We start from the raw sequence: 17,707 nt of genomic DNA, 5'->3' as shown, positions 1-17,707 counted from the left end.
TATGCTCGCGCGATCGCCAGAAGGGGGCGTCCTCAGCCCCTCGCGCGCTCATTGCATCCCAGGGACATCATGTCGTCGACCGTCGTCAAGCCCGGCCGTGCCGCGGCGCTCAAGAGCGCCCTGGAATCGGCCTTCCTCGCCGTGCTCGCCAGTGGCGTGTGCCTGTGGTTCCTGATCAGCGAGACGCAGGTGCCCGGTGAGGGTGACCCCGCCAAGCTGACGATGTTCGGGCTGGGGCTGTTCGCCGGGCTCTGCGCCCACTTCGCCTACATGGGGATCGCGCTCAAGCGCGCGCAGCGCAACGTCGTGCTCTGGCTGATCCTGATGGTCGTGCTGATGCCGTTCGCGTCGGTGGTGCTGGGGATCCTGCTGTTCAACCAGGTCCAGGACATGGAGCAGCATGCGCAGGACGATGGCGCGGAACGGGCGGCTTGATCAACGGGCGTCGAGCTCGCGGTGTCGCTTGAGCACCTGGCCGTGGAAGGCGAACTGCCGGGCCAGCGTCTCGACCAGATAGACCGAGCGGTGCTGACCGCCCGTGCAGCCGATCGCCACCGTCAGGTAGCTGCGCTGGTCCTGCGCGAAGTTGGGCAGCCACTGCGCGATGAACGCGCCGATCTGGCTGAGCATCAGCCGCACCTCGGGCTGACCTTCCAGATAGGCGGCGACCGGCTCGTCACGTCCGGTCAACGGGCGCAGCTCGCGGTCGTAATACGGATTGGGCAGCACCCGCACGTCGAAGACGAAATCCGCGTCGCTGGGCACGCCGTGCTTGAACGCGAAGGACTCGAAGACCAGCGTCAGTGACGCGCCGCTGACCTGCACCAGGTCGCGCAGCCAGCCGCGCAGTTGCGCCGGCCGCAGCTGCGAGCTGTCGATGACCGTGGACTCCATGCGCAGCGGCGTGAGCAGTTCGCGCTCCAGCGCGATGGCCTCCTGCAGCGCACGGTGCGTGTCGCCGTCCGCGTTGCCCACGCGCAGCGGATGCGGGCGGCGGGTCTCGGAGAAGCGGCGGAGCAGCGTGTCGTCGTCAGCGTCCAGGAACACCGAGCGCAGCGTGACGCCCTCCTGGCGCATCGTCTTGATGTGTGACAGCAGCTGCGGCAGCGAGCCCGCGCTGCGCACGTCCACGGCGATGGCGACGCGGCGCCAGCCGCGCTCGCGCTCCAGGTCCAGGAACTGCGGCAACAGCTCGGGCGGCAGGTTGTCCACGCAGAAGAAGCCGGCATCCTCCAGCGCGTGCATCGCGATGGACTTGCCGCCGCCGGACATGCCGGTGACGAGCACCACCTCGCCGCGCGGCGAGTTGGCGGTGGGCGTGGCGAGCGGCGCGGGCACGGGCGCGGTATGGGGCGCGCTCATGGCTTGACCTTCCTCGCGGGCGCGGTTGGGGGAGCGGCCGGAACGGCTCTGGCGGACAGATCGAGCATTTCCTGTGCGTGGGCGAGCGAGGTCGACGACAGCCGCTCGCCGCCGAGCATGCGGGCGATCTCGGCGGTGCGGGCCTCGCCGGCGATGGGGCGCACGTCGGAATTCGTCTTGCCGTCCTTGAGCGCCTTGGCCACGAGGAAATGCTGATCGGCGCAGGCGGCGACCTGCGGCAGGTGCGTGACCGCCAGGACCTGCACGCGCTGACCGAGCTGCTTCATCAGGCGGCCGACGGTCTCGGCGACCGCGCCGCCGACACCGGCGTCGATCTCGTCGAAGATCAGCGTGCCGGCGCCGCTGTTGCGCTGACTCGTCGTGACGGCGATGGCCAGCGCGATGCGCGAGAGCTCACCGCCCGAGGCGACCTTGGCCAGCGGACGCGGTGTGCTGCCGGCGTGACCGGCCACGAGGAATTCGGCGGACTCCAGGCCGAAGCCCTGCGGCTCGTCCTGCGGCAGCAGGGCGACCTCGAAGCGGCCGCCGGACATGCCCAGCTGCTGCATCGCCTGCGACACGGCGGTGGACAGCAGCGGCGCGGCCTTGGCGCGCGCGGTGCTGACGGCCTTCGCTTCCTTCTGATAGCTCTTGAGCGCGGCGGCCACCCGGGCCTGCAGCGCGTCGAGGTCGGTGGCGGCGTCGAGCTGCTGGAGCTCGGCCTTCCATTCCGCGAGCAGCGCGGGCAGCTCGGCGGGCTGGCGGCGGTAACGGCGCGCCAGCGTGATCCAGGCGGACAGCCGCTCGTCGAGCTGCTGCAGCCGGTCGGGATCGAGGTCCGCGGCGTTCAGGTAGGAGCCCAGGCTGTGGGCGGCGTCCTGCAGCTGCGCCTGCGCGCCCAGCAGCGCGTTGACCGTGTCCTGCAGCCCGGCGTCGTAGCCGAGCACATCCTGCAGCGCGGACAGCGCCTCGTCGGTGAGCGCCTCCGCGTTGATCTCGGCCTCGGCGATGCGCTCGAGCGCGCCGCGGGCGGCGTCCATCAGCGACTGCGCGTGCGACAGGCGCTGGTGCTCGGCGTTGAGCTCGTCCCACTCGTCGGCGTCGGGGCCGAGGCGGTCGACCTCGCCGATCTGCCAGCTCAGGCGTTCGTGCTCGCGGGCGAGGTCGGCCTGTTTCGATTGGGCGACGGCGAGGGCCTCGCTGGCCTGGCGCCAGTCGGCGAAGGCGGCGGCGACGGGCCTGGACTCGATCTGGGCGAAGGTGTCGAGCAGCTCGCGCACGCTCGCCGGGCGGGTCAGGCCTTGCCAGGCGTGCTGGCCGTGGATGTCGAGCAGGTGCTCGGCGAGCTCGCGCAACTGGGCGACGGTGGCGGTGCCGCCGTTGATCCACGCGCGGCTCTTGCCCTGCGCGTCGATCACGCGGCGCAGCAGGAGCAGGTCGTCGGCGCCGTTGACCGAGGATTCGAAGCCGGCTTCCTCGAGCCAGGCGGCGAGGGCGGCGGGGCGGTCGAACTCGGCGGAGATCTCGGCGCGGGCGGCGCCCTCGCGCACGACGGCGGCATCGCCGCGCGAGCCGAGCGCGAGCTGGAGAGCGTCGATCAGGATGGACTTGCCGGCGCCGGTCTCACCGGTGAGGGCGGAGAAGCCCGAGGCGAAGTCCAGCTCGAGGGCCGGGACGATGACGAAGTCCTTGAGGCTGAGGCGGCGGAGCATCAGGTGTTGCCTTCGTTCCAGCGGAGCTTGCGTCGCAGCGTGGCGTAGTAGGACCAGCCGCGGGGGTGGAGGAAGGGGGCGCGGTGCAGCGAGCGGCGCACGGTGATGCAGTCGCCGTGCAGCAGCGAGGCCAGCGACTGCATGTCGAAGTTCACCGAGGCGTCGCGGCCGGCGACGATGGTGAGGCGGACCTCGCCGCTGTCGGGCAGGACGATGGGCCGGTTGGACAGCGCGTGGGACGCGATGGGCAGGAGGACCCAGCCGGCGATGCCGGGATGGAGGATGGGTCCGCCGGCGGACAGCGCGTAGGCGGTGGAGCCGGTGGGGGTGCCCACGATGACGCCGTCGGCGCGCATGTTGGCGACGAACTCGTCGCCGACGTCCACGCGCAGCTCGACCATGGCGGCGGTGGCGCCGCGGGAGACGACGACGTCGTTCAGGGCGACGCCGGAGAAGATCTGTTCACCGTCGCGGAAGACGGCGCCTTCGAGCAGGGAGCGGTGCTCGATCTCGAAGTCACCGGCGAGGATGGGGACGAGGGCTTCGCGGAACTGGTCCGCGGAGATGTCGGTGATGAAACCGAGGCGGCCCTGGTTGATGCCCACGAGCGGGAGGCCGTAGCGGGCGACCTGGCGGGCGAAGCCGAGCATGGTGCCGTCGCCGCCCACGACGATGGCGAGGTCGCACTGGGTGCCGAGCTCGGCGTGGGAGAGAGCGGGGAAGGCGGTGATGCCGGTGCTGTCGGCGGTTTCCTGTTCGAGGGAAACATCCAATCCCTGGGAGGCGACAAAATCGGCAATCTCTTCCAGGATGGGCCGGATTCCCCGAGCCTGGGGTTTTCCGACGATGGCCACGTGGCGGAAGCGCTTGGACATAGCGTGGAATTACACCACAGCGATGTGGCGGGGCCGGGGCTGGGCCGAGGGGGCCGGGCCGGGTTCTTTAGAATGAAAAGCATGCTCGACGACCGCGCGAAATTACTGCTGAAGGCTCTGGTGGAGCGGTACATCGCTGACGGCCAGCCCGTGGGGTCGCGCACGCTGTCCAAGGCGTCGGGGCTGGAGCTGAGCCCGGCGACGATCCGCAACGTGATGGCGGACCTGGAGGAACTGGGTCTGATCGCGAGCCCGCACACGAGCGCCGGACGGATTCCGACGGCGCGCGGCTACCGCCTGTTCGTGGACACCTTGCTGACCGCCAAGCCGGGCATGTCGCGCGAGGCGGGCAGTTTCGAGAGCCAGTTGCTGCCCGACCAGCCGCAGCGCGTGATCGCGAGCGCGGCGCATCTGCTGAGCAGCCTGTCGAGTTTCGTGGGGGTGGTGACGTCGCCGCGCAAGACGGCGGTGTTCCACCACATCGAGTTCCTTCGGCTGGGCGACCGGCGGGTGCTGGTGATCATGGTGTCGCCGGACGGGGATGTGCAGAACCGGCTGGTGTTCACGGCCCAGGACCTGACGCAGTCGGACCTGACGGAGGCGAGCAACCGGCTGAACGCGCATTACTCGGGGCTGAGCCTGGACGTGGTGCGGGACCGCTTGAGGACCGAGGTGGATCAGCTGCGCGGGGAGATCGCCAAGCTGATGAGCGCGGCGGTGGATGTGGGTCATCAGGGGCTGCAGGAGCACGAGCCGATGATCATTTCCGGCGAGCGCAACCTGCTGACGGTGCAGGACTTCAGCCACGACATGGGCAGCCTGCGGCGCATGTTCGACCTGTTCGAGCAGAAGACGCAGCTGATGCGCCTGCTGGACGTGTCGGAGCGCGCGGAGGGGGTGCGGATCTACATCGGCGGGGAGAGCCAGGTGGTGCCGGTGGAGGAGCTGTCGATCGTGTCGGCGCCGTACGAGGTCGATGGCGAGGTGGTCGGGACGCTGGGCGTGATCGGTCCGACGCGCATGGCGTACGACCGGATGATCGAGATCGTGGACATCACGTCGCGGATGGTGACCAACGCGTTGTCGCAGAAGTGAAGGTGCCGGCGTGAGCGCGCCCGCATCAGCCTGCCGAGCAAGGCCGACAAGCACGCATACAATCCGCGCCTCCGGTGCAAGGCCGGAGCCGTGAACCCGCCAGGGTTCGCAAGCACGCATTACCCCCGTGGGCCGTTAGCTCAGTTGGTTAGAGCAGAGGACTCATAATCCTTTGGTCGCTGGTTCAAGTCCAGCACGGCCTACCAAAAATTATGTTTGCGAATCAAGGGTTTGCGTATGCAGGCCCTTGCTGTTTCTGCTTCAAAACACGTCCTGGGACAGTTTTGGGACAGAGAAATGGCGGTCAGGTCATCGACGCCCAGGTTTGGCGCGCAGGTTTTTCAAGAAAACCGGCGCGAAATAAATCTGGGGACTTCACTTCTCGCCGGATGCCGGCGTCAACAAGAAGTGATTTTTATGACCGTCAACGAACGCCGCGCCGAAAGCGGCAAACTCCAACGACCCCCCGTCCTGTTTTGCGCTGACGCGCACCTGAACAGTCTCCCTATCGGTGTTTATCTGGTGGGGGTGCACTGACATGGCGACCTACGTCAAGAAGAAGTGCGGATGGACTGTCCGCATTCGGCTCAGTGGCCGCCCGGAGGTGACCGAAGGCGGATTCCGGACCAAGCAGGAGGCGAAAGATTGGGCCGTTGAGCGCGAAAGCGCGATGCGCCAATCGCCCAAGATGAAGGGCCTTGGGCCGCATCACACGACCCTGGCCGAAGCACTGACGGATTACGTCAAGGCTGTCACGTGCAAGCAGAAAGGGTGTCCGCAGGTCTTGACCAAGGTGAACAAGTACCGGGTTGCTGCAGGGCTTCTTCCCTTGAAGGCAGTGAAGAAGACAGGTGGGCGCGTCTTCGGCAAGGACGCAGACGGCAAGCTGGCCGCCGAACAACAGAAGGTCGAGAACGTTCTGTTCGACATCGTCGAAGAAGAGCCGACCGAGCTTTTCAAAGCCGCGCGTCAGAAGGCATTTGCGGACCGAAAGCAGCGCATCGAGCAACAGGGACGCGCGGCGCAGAAGCATCGGACCGTCATGGCAGGCATGAACGTTGCGGACATCAGCCCGCATCACTTTGAGGACCTCTTCAGCCTGATGTCCAAGGATGGTTATGCCGCGAACACGCAACGACAGGAGGTTGCGATTCTGAGCGGCATGTTCTCCCACGCCATGCGCGTCTGGAAGTGGAGGCTGGAGGAGAACCCAGCACTTGCGATTGACTGGCCTACCGGTGCTGGTCGCGAACGCGTGATGAGCGCAGACGAATCGATGCGGATTGCTGCGGAGATGACGAAGCTCAGAAACACGAAGTTCAAGAGCTTCGTGGTCTTCTCCATCGAAACGGCGATGAGGAAAGGGGAGTCAACTACCACCGCGTGTTGGTGCGACGTGGATTGGGAGCGCCGCGTCCTGAACCTGCCTGATTCCAAAGGTGGGAAGCGGCCCGTGCCGCTCTCGCCGGTGGCCATTGAGGTGCTGCAAGAAATGGGACCCGGGGAGCCGACAGAGAAGATTTTTGGACTGACGGATGGTCAGGTCAACTCGGCTTGGAAGCGACTGTGTGCCGATGCGAAGGTCAGCAATCTCACCATCCACGACCTTCGACACACGTCGGCGACGTTCTACGCAAAGCTGTTCCATGGCGACATCTTCATGCTCCAGCTGGTTACCGGGCACAAGTCGCTCGCCATGCTGAGGCGGTATGTCAACCGGCAGGTCGATGAAGTGGTCGATGTCATGGGGTCGATGAGCGCTCCTTCGTTGGGGCATCGCATGAAGATGGCGACCGACACATCGGGCGCGGATGGCAAGACCGAGTCGCAGCCCGAGAACTCGTCATTGAAGCCGCAGTTCGAAGTCATCAATCTGATGGCAGCGAAAGCACGGCGGGCTCGGCAACAGCACGGTGACGCTGAGCCCGAGCTGGAGCCGAAGTTGGCAGAGAGCTGAGGCTGACATTGCTGGGAAGGTGGGCGAGGTGCACCACTTCACCTGCCGGCGCAGCGCGCCCCGATGCAGTGACTGAGAGGGAGGGGCTGCTTCGTTTGCGAGCAGCCCCTCTTCGTTTGGAGACGCAGCGCGTTGCAGGGGCTTGGCCCTGCGGATAACTAAAGGGGAACGGTGAAAGCTGAGACGAGGGGCGGTCACGCCTTGGCCGCCCGTATCGAAGAACTCCGTCAGACTGATGAGGGGGCCGGCTGCATCTATGCACCGGTGCATAAACCGACGAACGACGCATTTCGTCTCAGCGACTGGCCGCTCGAAAGCGATGAGCTGCACCGAACGCTGTGTTGATTGCCGACACGTGCTGCGCGTGAAGTCCGACATTGGGTTCGCAAAGAATGACGCAGCCTGCTCTGTCCATGTGCGAGCCGCGTAGACCCGTCCCGCTTTCAATGTCGTCAATGATTGCTATGGGCTCGCCGCGGTGATGGTTCTCTAGCCATCGTGTGATGGCTTCTAGGCGAGTCATTCCGCGGTCTTGCTGGGCATCCCAATGGTCGTGAAAGCTCTCGGCAACGGAGCTGAGCCCGGTTCGGTGGAACACGGCTTTCAGCATCTGGTCGTCGAAGTGGAGCAGCCAACTGCTCGTAATGACCACACGGGGTCGGTGTTCTCGCATTACGCACTCCAGAACATCGACGGATAGGCGATGGAACAAGCTTGACCAAAATTCGGACTGCCCCGGAGCTTCGGCGTCGGTTGCAGTCGCCCGAAGTGCCAGGAGAGCATCGTGGCCGGTGAGCGGGCTGTTCAGGCATAGCGTGTCGTCGATGTCGAGGAACAGCGTCGGGCGGATGACATTGCTAGGGGCTGGCTGCGTGGTCATCTGAATAGGCTATCCGCAAGCCCGCAATGCTGTTCCAGCAGCCTTGGACTCCGACTCGTTCAGTCAGTATTTCCGAGCTGCAGCTACTGTGCAGGTGCCTCGCGACGCCTCCCGCAAGTCCTTCGGACGGACTGCGGGCCCGCTCTCCTTTCGCTCAGGAGCGCCGTCTAAATGCGGCGTCACTGGTCTGCTTGTCGCCAAGTTCCTGGCGCCATTTGGTCACCGCCTCCTCCGTCCACATGCAGCGCTTTCCAATGCGAAGTGGTCGTGGAAATCTCTTCTCCGAGACCATGTCGCCAAGACCTCGTGGAGAGATGGCGAGGAGTCGGCAAATGTCTTCCTTTGACAGGAAATTGAGGCTTTCAATCATGGGAGTTCCCGAGTTGGTGGGGAACTCGTCTAGCGGGAGCGTTTATCCGGCTGTGGGCGAAGTGTTGAGTGGCCACGTGGTCCGCCAAGTTCGCAGCGAGTTTATGCACCGGTGCATAGGCAGCAAGCCGTTCGATTTGGAGCGCACTGGGCCAACTCGCATTGGCCGTAAAAGAAGAGAAATCGACCTTTGTACGGCCAATGGTCTTTGCATCATGTGACCGCTACAGGCGGATGTTGATTCTGAGAATTCCTTGACCGGGCGGCAGAGCGGCAGGGCACCATGCCCCTCGACCCCATCAATAAGAGCTTGTGATGCCCCGCTACGCAGAACAGGACCTACAAAGCTTTTTGCTCCATCAAGCAGCCGTTCGGTTGCTTCGGGCCGAGCCGTCCCTGGCAAGCCGCCTCATGGAGACGTTGGACCGGTGGGCGCTGCGTCAGGACGTCAACAGTAGATAGCTCGAAGAGCGCTGGCGGCAAATCATTGATGCCCGAGACTGGGATGCGGCGACTTCCCTGACGGAGGAAGGCCAGCAACTCAGGCAGGCGTCGCCGCTCGCACCACTGCTGCCATAGGAAGTCCGGGTGGAAATTCTCAAGAGAGCCAAGGTGCTGAGCGCGTCAGGTTGAATGTCGCGACAGAACGCTTTCGCCGGGCACGGTTGCGGTTTATGCACCGGTGCATATCAGCGCTGCTGCATGCAGCCAAGCCTGATTTTTCGCTGTTGTCTACACATGATGCGTCGATGTTGACGCGTCAATTTGGACATCATGAAGAAGCAATCTTTCGATGGGGAGACTTTGGCTGCCCGTATGCACGAGCTGGAGAGTGAGCATCGTCTCGTCGTCGGCGAAATGCTGGCGCCGCGCGCGGTCAAAGAGATGTATGAACAGCGCGGCGTAGCGCCCGCTGAGTGGCTTATCTGCGGCGCCATGCCGCCGGCGGAGTTCCATAAGGAAATGGCAGCAGGTCGGCGCGCGACCTCCTACGTTCAACTGATGCCGTCCGCCTCGGGCTGCGCGGTACTGGTCGCGGCGCTTGACCTCGGAAACTGGCGGCATCATTTCTGCGTTCCGCTGGTGGGTATCCGCGCCGCTGCGTGGGTCGAGTCGTTGCGACGAGGCGACCCGCTGGCGTTGTGGCTTGGAGATGGTCAGGTGGACGGCGATGGCCTTGTGGCCATCGCACCGTTGGAATCTCTTCACCGGGAGAGGCTTGACTCGCTGGTGCTTCCTCTTGAGGGAGACCCTCGAGAACGTGCCTTCGAGTTTTGGTCTTTGGCTGTGCAACTTGCTACCACCGGCGCACCTGCCAGCAGAGCTTCTGCCTCGTTGGTCATACCCGACGAGCTGGCAGCTCATGTGGGCGACGGATTCTGGGGCCCGGCGCATCGGCATTGACGTTACCTAATTGAAAAAGGGCCCCGCGCGAGCGGGGCCTCCTCCATTCGTCCAGGCGGAACTCCTCAGACTTTTCCGCGAGCGGCAGCCAAGTCGTGGCTGGCTTGCGCGATGCCGGCGTGGAGCACGCGAAGCCCATCCTGAACCCTCAAGTGCGAGTAGTTCTTGAGCACGGTTTCCAACTTGTCGTGCAACAGCTTTGCGACGGTCAGGTAGTCGCCAGGGTGGCGCCGCAGATGGTCCGTTGCGATGGCATGTCGCACGGTGTGCGGGCCGAAACCGGGGCAATCATCACAGTACTTCGAGGTGAGAATCTTGAAGCATGTGTACAGCGCTTGTCCCGTTGGGCCAGCGTCAGCCTCGAGGCCATCAGCTGCCAGATGCGCCTTCTGTTTCCTGTTACCTTTTACGGCCATGAGAAAGAAGCGGTCCGAGACTTCAGCATCCGGCAGGTAGGGGCGGGCCTCCGTGAGGTAACGGTCAATCCACTTGCCGACGTCCATCGGGACCTCCACGTCGTAGCGCTCTTTCGCGGCACCCTTCTCGTTCTTGAAATCGGAGGGCTCGAAGCACATGCGATACCGACCTGGTGCCACGCGTATCAGGTTTCCCATACCGTCTGCGCGGTAGGTCATCGCAGCGTATTGACCAACGCGGATGGGGTTGCTGATAAGCATCCGGCACAGTACGACGTTCCTCAGCCAAGCTCGGTAGTCCCGCGCATGGGCGGGTGGTGGCATCGACCGCTCGAGCCGTTCAACGAAATCGACGAGCTTGCGGAGGGGAAACTCATCGTTGAGCACGGCCGACGCTCGCTCCACGGGGTCGCGCGAGCGTCGGACGCCCATCTGGTCGATGGCTTTGTTTCGAAAGTCTTGAATTTTCTTGCGGGCCAACTCGCAATGCTCTCGCCAACGGGCCTGCACGCCGCTGGTCTCGATGCCCGCTGTCAGCTGCAGATAGAGGTCTTCAGGTAATGTCGACTGCAAGTCACTGTTCATCCAGACGAAACCTGAGCCGGCGCGAAGATGACTCTCTACGTACTGCAGGAAGACATTTACCCCGTTGTGGAACTTGTTGTCAGAGCGACGAATCATCCAACGTGCGTACTGAATGACATACTCAGAATGGCTCAGCCACGCCAAGGTGTCGGCCGATTCGAGCGGCATGTCTAGGCCGTTGGGCGCTGGCGTGGCAAGCCAACCGATGAATGGAGACGTGGCTAGCCACTGCACTCCTGAAGTGATGCAGATTTGTCCGTCAACGAGCATCGGGGCGGTAATGTCCGAGCTTGAGCGCTCTATTGGCTTCAATCGCCAAGTGTTGTGGGCCCGCGCGCCTTCACGAAATGAATCCGTCTTGAAGCGACCGAGCCGTTGCCATTGGTCGCGGATTCGGCCGGCATATGGCACTGTCCGGCGACGGAAAGCTGAGCGCTGCTTACGGACGGTCTTTGTGAACGAGGTGGTCCCGTCTCGTTTGACCACGCCGCGCTCGTAGCGTGTCCTCCGCGCCAGAGGCACTCGGCTCGTCAATGCTCCGACGGGCAGCTCAAGCACCATCTCAATCTTGGCGACATGTTGAAGGGTGCTGCCAATCGGCCAGCCTTTGCCAGCAATCCAGTGGCGAATTGCCGTGGGCGACAGCCCGACCTCTCGCGCCAAAGCTGCCATGCTCATCGAGGAGGCCTTGAGGCATTGCGCCAGCGCTGCCCCAAAGTCCTGTGGAAGGGTGTCCTGTCGGCGTAGTAACTTCGCAATGCGACGCCAGCGCAGAAGCAGCTCTTGCCGGTCGCGTTGCGAGCGTTGTGCCAGGTCCTCGGCGATGTCGTCGCAATGCCGCTGGAACAGCTCGTCAAAGTTGCCCGCGAAGTCATCGCCCACAAGTCGCGATGTCGAAAATCCGTGCCGAGCTATCCACTGGCGCAACGCGGAGGCCAGATTCTTGACTTGCTGTTCTTGCATGCCTTCCTGGGCGGCAAGCATGCAGCCATGGTGCAGCAGTTGCTCGTAGGTCAGCGGCGTGGCTGTAGCGGGCGCCGGGGCGGCGTCGGTCGCTGTGGGATGAGGGTTTGATGTGATGCTCATAAACAGTTGCTTTTTCTCAGCCAATAACGGCGTCGTGAAGGAAGGGAAAACGGCAAACACCCCGGCGGCCCCGTCGATGCGTAATGCATCGACGCAACGTTCATCCGAATTTGGTTCACGAAATTCAGAAGAAGCGCCGTTACGGCGCTTGCCCGGCGTGCAGCCGGGTGTGTGTCTTGGGAGGTCGAGCAAGGCGACGAGCCCGCTTCCCGCGACTGCCTGGTATAGGGAGTCGGGGTTTATTCAGGGCGGCGGATGGCTGTGCCTGGCCTCAGAGATGCGCGTACCGCCCGCTCAAGATTGGTGGTGGCGGGATTCGTCGCGATGGAGTCGTATCCGCGCAAATTCGCCCGCGCAGTTGGATTCCTCGGCGCCTCGACCGGCGCACAATTGCGTTACATTTTTGCGGGCTGGCCTGAGGAACCGTCGTGGTTAGAAAAACCGAAACCTTGAATCTGCGAGTGGCGCCTGACCTCAAGGACCTGATAAGGCAGGCGGCTGAGGCAGAGCGCCGAAGCATCAGCAGTTTTGTAGAGGTACTGGTTCGAGACTACTGCCAGGAAAAAAGCATCTCGACAGGTCAGAAACAGTCACGGCTGCCCGAGGAGGGCATCCAAGGGAGGTGACGTTGGACGTTTTTAAGTTCCGCGAACACATCGTCGGTGAGTACGAGGAGTTCACGCGTAGCTTCACGCGCATACGTGCTGGCGACATCCGCGACTATGTGAACGGTCAGTACGCGAGCCAAAGATACTGGCCCGAACCGCTCATCCAAATCAACCCGAACTACCGGTCGGGTGGCACGGTCGATGAGCTTGTCCAAGCAGGACAGTTGAGCCCTGAGTGCTCCGACATCTTCCGCCTCGGAAAGTCGGCCAGCTCGGCCGGAGTGACGCTGCCACTGCATAAGCACCAGGCGGAGGCTATCAGTCTGGCCTTGGCAGGCGAGAGCTACGTTCTGACCACCGGCACGGGCTCTGGCAAGTCGCTCAGCTACTTCATTCCCGTCGTGGACGCCTGCCTCAAGGCGAAGAGCGCCGACCCAACGCCGCGCACACGCGCCATCGTCATCTATCCGATGAACGCGCTGGCAAATTCGCAGCTTGAGGAGCTCAAGAAGTTTCTGGGCTCGGACCCGGCCACACGGGACGTCAGCTTTGGTCGCTACACCGGTCAAGAGTCCGACGAGGAGCGTCAGGCCATGGCCGCGACCCCACCGGACATCCTGCTGACCAACTTCATGATGCTTGAACTGCTGATGACCCGGCAGAACGACATCGACAAGGCGGTGATGCGCAACGCCAAGGGCCTGCGCTTCCTGGTCCTCGACGAGCTGCACACCTACCGCGGTCGTCAAGGCGCCGATGTCGCACTACTGGTGCGTCGCGTGCGCGAGGCTCTGTCGGACAAGCTCATCTGCATCGGAACCTCGGCAACGATGGCCTCCGAAGGCACGCAGATGGAGCGCAACGCCGTCGTGGCGAATGTGGCTCGACGCCTCTTCGGCACCTCAATCGCCGACCGCAACATCATTACCGAGACGTTGCGCCGAACGACGCCTGAAAGCCAGACGCTGGACACAGTGCGTAGCCAACTCGGCGCGGCCATCCGCACCGGCGTGCCGATGGACCTCGGTTTCGAGGCGATGGCTGCCCATCCGATGTCGGTATGGGTTGAGCTCACCCTGGGACTGACCTACGAGGACGACAAGCCCCGCCGAGCCCGCCCGCGCACCCTGGCCGACGCTTCACAGCTGTTGCACGAGGCGTCAGGCGAGCCTGTCGAAAGCTGCCTGGCCTACCTTCAGCAGTACATGCTCCAGGCCTACGCAATCACGGATGGCGCAGGAAAGAGCCTCTTCGCCTTCAAGCTACACCAGTTCATCGCTGGCGGTGGCAAGGTCTACACGACCCTGGAGACGCCCGGACGCCGGGCCATCACACTGGACGGCCAGCAGTTTGTCTCTGGCGATGACGACCGCCAACGGCGGTATTACCACGTGCATTTCTGCCGCGACTGCGGCCAGGAGTACATCCCTGTCTGGGATAGCGATGGCCCTGAGGGCCGAGGTTTCGACGTTCGCAGCATCGACGAGCGGCAGCACGACGATGAGGCCGTCAAGTTCGGCTTCTTGATGCCCGACGACCGCGGCTTGTGGGAGCCAGATGTTCTGGAACGATATCCGGAGACGTGGCTTGAAGAGCGAGCCGACGGCGAGTGGCGCATCAAGTCGGGCCAGCGCAAGTTCATGCCGCAAGCTGTCAAAGTCCGCTCTGACGGGGTCACGACGACCGACAAGGGACTGCCGGCCTGGTTCATCCCCGGCGCCTTCCGCTTTTGTCTGGCATGCGGGGTTTCTCACACCTCGTCCGGTAAGGACGCACTGCGACTGACTTCACTGTCGGGCGAGGGTCGGAGCTCGGCCACGACGATGCTCACGCTGTCGGCGCTGCGCTACCTGTACGAGCAGGACCAGCAGCTTTCCGCGGAAGCAAAGAAGGTCCTGGGCTTCTCCGACAACCGACAGGACGCTGCACTTCAGGCCGGCCATTTCAACGACTTCCTGCAGGTGCTGCTGACCCGTGCTGCCCTGCTGTCTGCCGTGCAAAAGGGGGGCGGTCAGTCGCTGTCAGAGCGCGAGGTTGCCAACGCGGTCTTCGAAGCGCTTGGGTTCCACCGCGATGACCCGGCAGTGCGTGCCGAGTACATGCAGCAGCCGGAAGTCAAGGGCAACACGCGCCGTCAGGTGCAGGAGGCCATGCGCGGCATCCTGGGTTACCGAACCTACTTCGACCTTCGCCGCGGTTGGCGCTTCAACAACCCCAACCTCGAACAGCTGGGCCTGGTTCGCATCGGCTACCAGGATATCGACGCCCTCGCGGCCGACGCAGCAGAGTGGTCCGAAGCGCCCCAAGTTCTGCAATCCGCGACTGCGGGTGAGCGCGCCGTCGTGCTGCGCGCGTTGTTCGAGTTCATGCGACAAGGGCTCTGCATCGCCACGCGCTACCTCGACCGCACCGAGCTCGAGCAGCTGCGCACGCAGAGCTATGCCAACCTCCGTGAGCCCTGGGGCTTCACCGAGGACGAACGGCCTGTACCCGCGCGTTGGTTCGTCACTTCGCGTCCACGCGAAGAAACCGACCGCCGCGGTCGTCGGTTGCTGCTGGAAGATTTCCTGGTCATCGGTTCCAGCCGCTCTCGCCTGGGAAAGCTGCTGCGCCAAGGCAGCACCTGGGGCGGTGGTAACCCGTACTACAAGCACATCAATGACCAGACCTACCCGGATGTCATCGCGGCATTGCTCAAGGCTGCCGAGTCCTACGGGCTGGTCAAACGCGAAGAGACCGATGTAGGTCTCACCGGCTGGCAGCTCAACGGCACCGCGCTGCTATGGGAAGCTGGCTCAGGTCAGAGCCAGCGCCAGGCCGAAGACAACGAGTTCTTCCGCGCCCTGTACCGGAACATCGCTGGATTGCTGGCCAGCCCCATCCACCAGCTCTTCGACTTCGAGGCGCGAGAGCACACGGCCCAGGTCGAGCAGGATGACCGGCTGGAGCGTGAAGCCCGCTTCCGCTACACGGATAAAGACCGCGACGAGTGGCGCAAAAAGAATGGCACGGAGCTCGAATGGCTGCCGGTGCTGTTCTGCTCGCCGACCATGGAGCTGGGCGTCGACATCTCGTCGCTCAACACGGTCTACATGCGCAACGTGCCGCCCACGCCGGCCAACTACGCGCAACGCAGCGGCCGTGCCGGACGTGCCGGCCAGCCGGCCCTGGTCATCACTTACTGTGCGTCGCAGAGCCCGCATGACCAGTACTACTTCCGCGACCCAGTGCGCATGGTTCATGGCCAAGTCAACGCGCCGACGCTGGACCTGGCCAACCTGGAGCTGGTCAAGAGCCACATGCATGCCATCTGGCTCGCGGAAACGGGCAAGCGGCTAGGCAATAGCGTGCGCGACCTGCTCGACATGAACGAGCCCGAGAAGCTGCCGGTGACCGAGGACATGGCCGCCGACCTCGACAAGGCCGAAGCCAAGAAGCGAGCCCATCAGCGCGGCCTCAAGGTACTCGGCATGCTGTCCAGCGAACTCACGACCAAGAATGCCCCTTGGTACACCGACCATTGGGCCGAGTCCGTCTTCCAGCGGGCCTACAACGAGTTCGACGGCGCGCTACAGCGTTGGCGCGACCTGTACCGCGCCACGGCCCAGGCCATCGAGCTGAACTTCAAAATCGAGAACAACCCCGCCGCAAGTGAACGCGAGCGCCGCGAGGCACAGCAACGCCATAACGAGGCCCGCAAACAGCGCGACCTGCTGCTGGCCGGCGACAGCGCCTTCAACTCGGACTTCTATACCTACCGCTACCTAGCAAGCCAAGGCTTCCTACCGGGCTACAACTTCCCTCGGCTTCCGTTACTGGCTTACCTGCCTGCCCGACGAGGCTCCATCGGTCGCGAGAGCTTCCTGTCGCGGCCCCGCTTCCTCGCTTTGGGCGAGTTCGGCCCGTACAGCCTCATCTACCACGAGGGCAGCCAGTACCGCGTCACCAAGGCCCTGCTGACTATCACTGGTCAGGACCAGGTGAGTGAAGGCGCGAAGCTACCTACCGAGGTTGCCCGCCTCTGCCCGGCCTGCGGCTATGGCCACTTTCGGTCCCAGCGCGATGTCGACCGTTGCCTGTCCTGCGGCGCCTCGCTGTCCGGCGCACAGGAGGTCAAGAACCTCTACCGCATTGAGAACGTCTCCACCAAGCGCGCCGAGCGAATCACGGCGAACGAAGAAGAGCGCGTACGCCAGGGCTACGAAATGCAGACCACGCTGCAGTTCGCCGAGGCCGAAGGCAAGCTGCAGATGGTCACCACCGTGGTCGAGGACGACCAGGGCCCGCTGCTGGAGATGCAGTACGGCCCCGCCGCCACGGTCTGGCGTATGAACTTCGGCTGGCGCCGTCGCAAGGAAAAGTCCATCCAGGGCTTCATGATGAACCCTGTCACCGGCCATTGGGTCGGCGGTGTGGACGATGGCAATGGAGAGGCGGAGGCCGAGGGGGAGGCGCCGCCTGATAAGACGCCGCCACAACGCATCGTTCCCTACGTTGAAGACCGGCGGAACATCCTCATCGTGCGTCCGCATCACCGTCTGGGTGTGCTCGAGGCCGAAACCTTGACCACGCTGCAGTACGCACTCAAACGCGGCATCGAAGCGGTATATCAGCTCGAGGAAAGCGAGCTGATGGCCGAGCCGCTTCCCACCCGTGACAACCGCCAGTCCATCCTGCTGTTCGAGGCCGCCGAGGGCGGTGCCGGTGTGCTGACTCGCCTGGCCACTGAACTCGAAGCGGTGTCTGCTGTCGCCGCCAAGGCTCTGGAGGTCTTGCACTTCCAGCAACCGCCCGCCGGACAGGCCTGGTCCCGCAAGGCGCTGACCGAAGAGCTCGACCACGATGGCAAACCGCTGTGCGAGGCAGGGTGCTACCGCTGCCTGCTGTCGTACTACAACCAGCCCGACCACACGCTCATCGACCGCAAGGACAAGGACGCCGGCGGACTGCTGCTGGATATCCTCTGTCGCCTGACGACAGCTAAAGCTCATCAAGGTACTCAGGGCCGTGCCCCGCAGGAGCACGACGCCGAGCTCGCACGCACCGCCGGCAGCACGCTGGAGCAAGCGTGGCTGGACCACGTCAACGAGTACGGCTACCGCAAGCCCGACCGCGGTCAGCATACGGTTCCCGGCGCCAATGCATGCGCTGATTTTTTCTACGATGACCTGAACCTTGCCGTCTTCATCGACGGGCCGCACCACGAAGCCGAAACCCAGCGAGCCAAGGATTCGGCCATCGACCGCGTCCTCGACGAGCTGGGCTATCTGGTGGTGCGCTTCCCCAAAGAGCAAGCTCGCTGGCCAGACCTCTTCAAGAACAGCGCCGACCTCTTTGGTCCTGGCAAGCCCTGATTCG

The 17,707-nt window shown here is 63.9% G+C and carries 12 protein-coding genes and 1 tRNA gene; 8 read left to right on the top strand and 5 right to left on the bottom strand.

What is annotated here, in order from left to right; translation table 11 throughout:
- Nucleotides 1–69 precede the first annotated feature (69 nt).
- Nucleotides 70–435, top strand: a complete 366-nt coding sequence (locus tag ACNI65_RS18180) for a hypothetical protein (protein WP_416758455.1) — start codon at nt 70–72, stop codon at nt 433–435.
- Here the strand turns inward: ACNI65_RS18180 and rapZ are convergent, their stop codons facing one another.
- The 3 genes from rapZ to ACNI65_RS18165 are packed head-to-tail and all read right to left on the bottom strand — an operon-like array spanning nt 436 to nt 3,949.
- A complete protein-coding gene (gene rapZ, locus ACNI65_RS18175; RefSeq protein WP_416758454.1) occupies nt 436–1,362 on the bottom strand; it encodes an RNase adapter RapZ in 927 nt (308 codons plus the stop codon). It lies immediately after the preceding gene.
- Nucleotides 1,359–3,074: a DNA repair protein RecN gene (recN, locus tag ACNI65_RS18170; RefSeq protein WP_416758453.1), complete on the bottom strand. Its 1,716-nt coding sequence runs from the start codon at nt 3,072–3,074 to the stop codon at nt 1,359–1,361. The genes rapZ and recN overlap by 4 nt, the downstream gene beginning before the upstream one ends.
- Nucleotides 3,074–3,949: an NAD kinase gene (locus tag ACNI65_RS18165; RefSeq protein ID WP_416758452.1), complete on the bottom strand. Its 876-nt coding sequence runs from the start codon at nt 3,947–3,949 to the stop codon at nt 3,074–3,076. Before ACNI65_RS18165 ends, recN begins: the two co-directional genes overlap by 1 nt.
- A gap of 81 nt (nt 3,950–4,030) precedes the next feature.
- On the opposite strand from ACNI65_RS18165, the gene hrcA reads away from it, so the two are divergent.
- From hrcA to ACNI65_RS18145, 4 genes are all read left to right on the top strand, one after another.
- Complete coding sequence (hrcA, locus tag ACNI65_RS18160; protein WP_416758451.1) at nt 4,031–5,044, top strand: heat-inducible transcriptional repressor HrcA; 1,014 nt, start codon at nt 4,031–4,033, stop codon at nt 5,042–5,044.
- Nucleotides 5,045–5,173: 129 nt separating this feature from the next.
- A tRNA-Ile gene (locus ACNI65_RS18155) sits at nt 5,174–5,250 on the top strand.
- Nucleotides 5,251–5,281: 31 nt separating this feature from the next.
- Nucleotides 5,282–5,581 carry a hypothetical protein gene (locus tag ACNI65_RS18150; protein WP_416758450.1) on the top strand — a complete coding sequence of 100 codons (300 nt, stop codon included), beginning with the start codon at nt 5,282–5,284 and terminating at the stop codon, nt 5,579–5,581.
- 1 nt (nt 5,582) lies between these two features.
- On the top strand, nt 5,583–7,001 hold the full coding sequence (locus ACNI65_RS18145; protein ID WP_416758449.1) for a tyrosine-type recombinase/integrase: 1,419 nt from the start codon (nt 5,583–5,585) through the stop codon (nt 6,999–7,001).
- A 295-nt stretch (nt 7,002–7,296) separates the two neighbouring features.
- On the opposite strand, the gene ACNI65_RS18140 is transcribed toward ACNI65_RS18145, so the two are convergent.
- Nucleotides 7,297–7,881 (bottom strand): HAD domain-containing protein, encoded by a 585-nt coding sequence (locus ACNI65_RS18140; protein WP_416758447.1) that lies wholly within the window; start codon nt 7,879–7,881, stop codon nt 7,297–7,299.
- 1,143 nt (nt 7,882–9,024) lie between these two features.
- Between ACNI65_RS18140 and ACNI65_RS18135 the strand changes: the two genes are divergently transcribed.
- Nucleotides 9,025–9,654: a hypothetical protein gene (locus ACNI65_RS18135; protein WP_416758446.1), complete on the top strand. Its 630-nt coding sequence runs from the start codon at nt 9,025–9,027 to the stop codon at nt 9,652–9,654.
- A gap of 65 nt (nt 9,655–9,719) precedes the next feature.
- Here ACNI65_RS18135 and ACNI65_RS18130 read toward each other — a convergent pair whose 3' ends face one another.
- Nucleotides 9,720–11,933 (bottom strand): hypothetical protein, encoded by a 2,214-nt coding sequence (locus ACNI65_RS18130; protein WP_416758445.1) that lies wholly within the window; start codon nt 11,931–11,933, stop codon nt 9,720–9,722.
- A 236-nt stretch (nt 11,934–12,169) separates the two neighbouring features.
- Between ACNI65_RS18130 and ACNI65_RS18125 the strand changes: the two genes are divergently transcribed.
- Entirely contained in the window at nt 12,170–12,367 is a 198-nt protein-coding gene (locus tag ACNI65_RS18125) for a DUF1778 domain-containing protein (protein WP_416758444.1), read from the top strand.
- Nucleotides 12,368–12,369: 2 nt separating this feature from the next.
- On the top strand, nt 12,370–17,703 hold the full coding sequence (locus ACNI65_RS18120) for a DEAD/DEAH box helicase (RefSeq protein ID WP_416758443.1): 5,334 nt from the start codon (nt 12,370–12,372) through the stop codon (nt 17,701–17,703).
- The last annotated feature ends 4 nt before the right edge of the window (nt 17,704–17,707 follow it).

The sequence above is a fragment of the Roseateles sp. So40a genome, assembly GCF_048081605.1.
GTDB lineage: Bacteria > Pseudomonadota > Gammaproteobacteria > Burkholderiales > Burkholderiaceae_C > Roseateles.
Note: the sequence above shows the minus strand (reverse complement) of the source record. Positions and strands in the feature narration are given on the sequence as shown.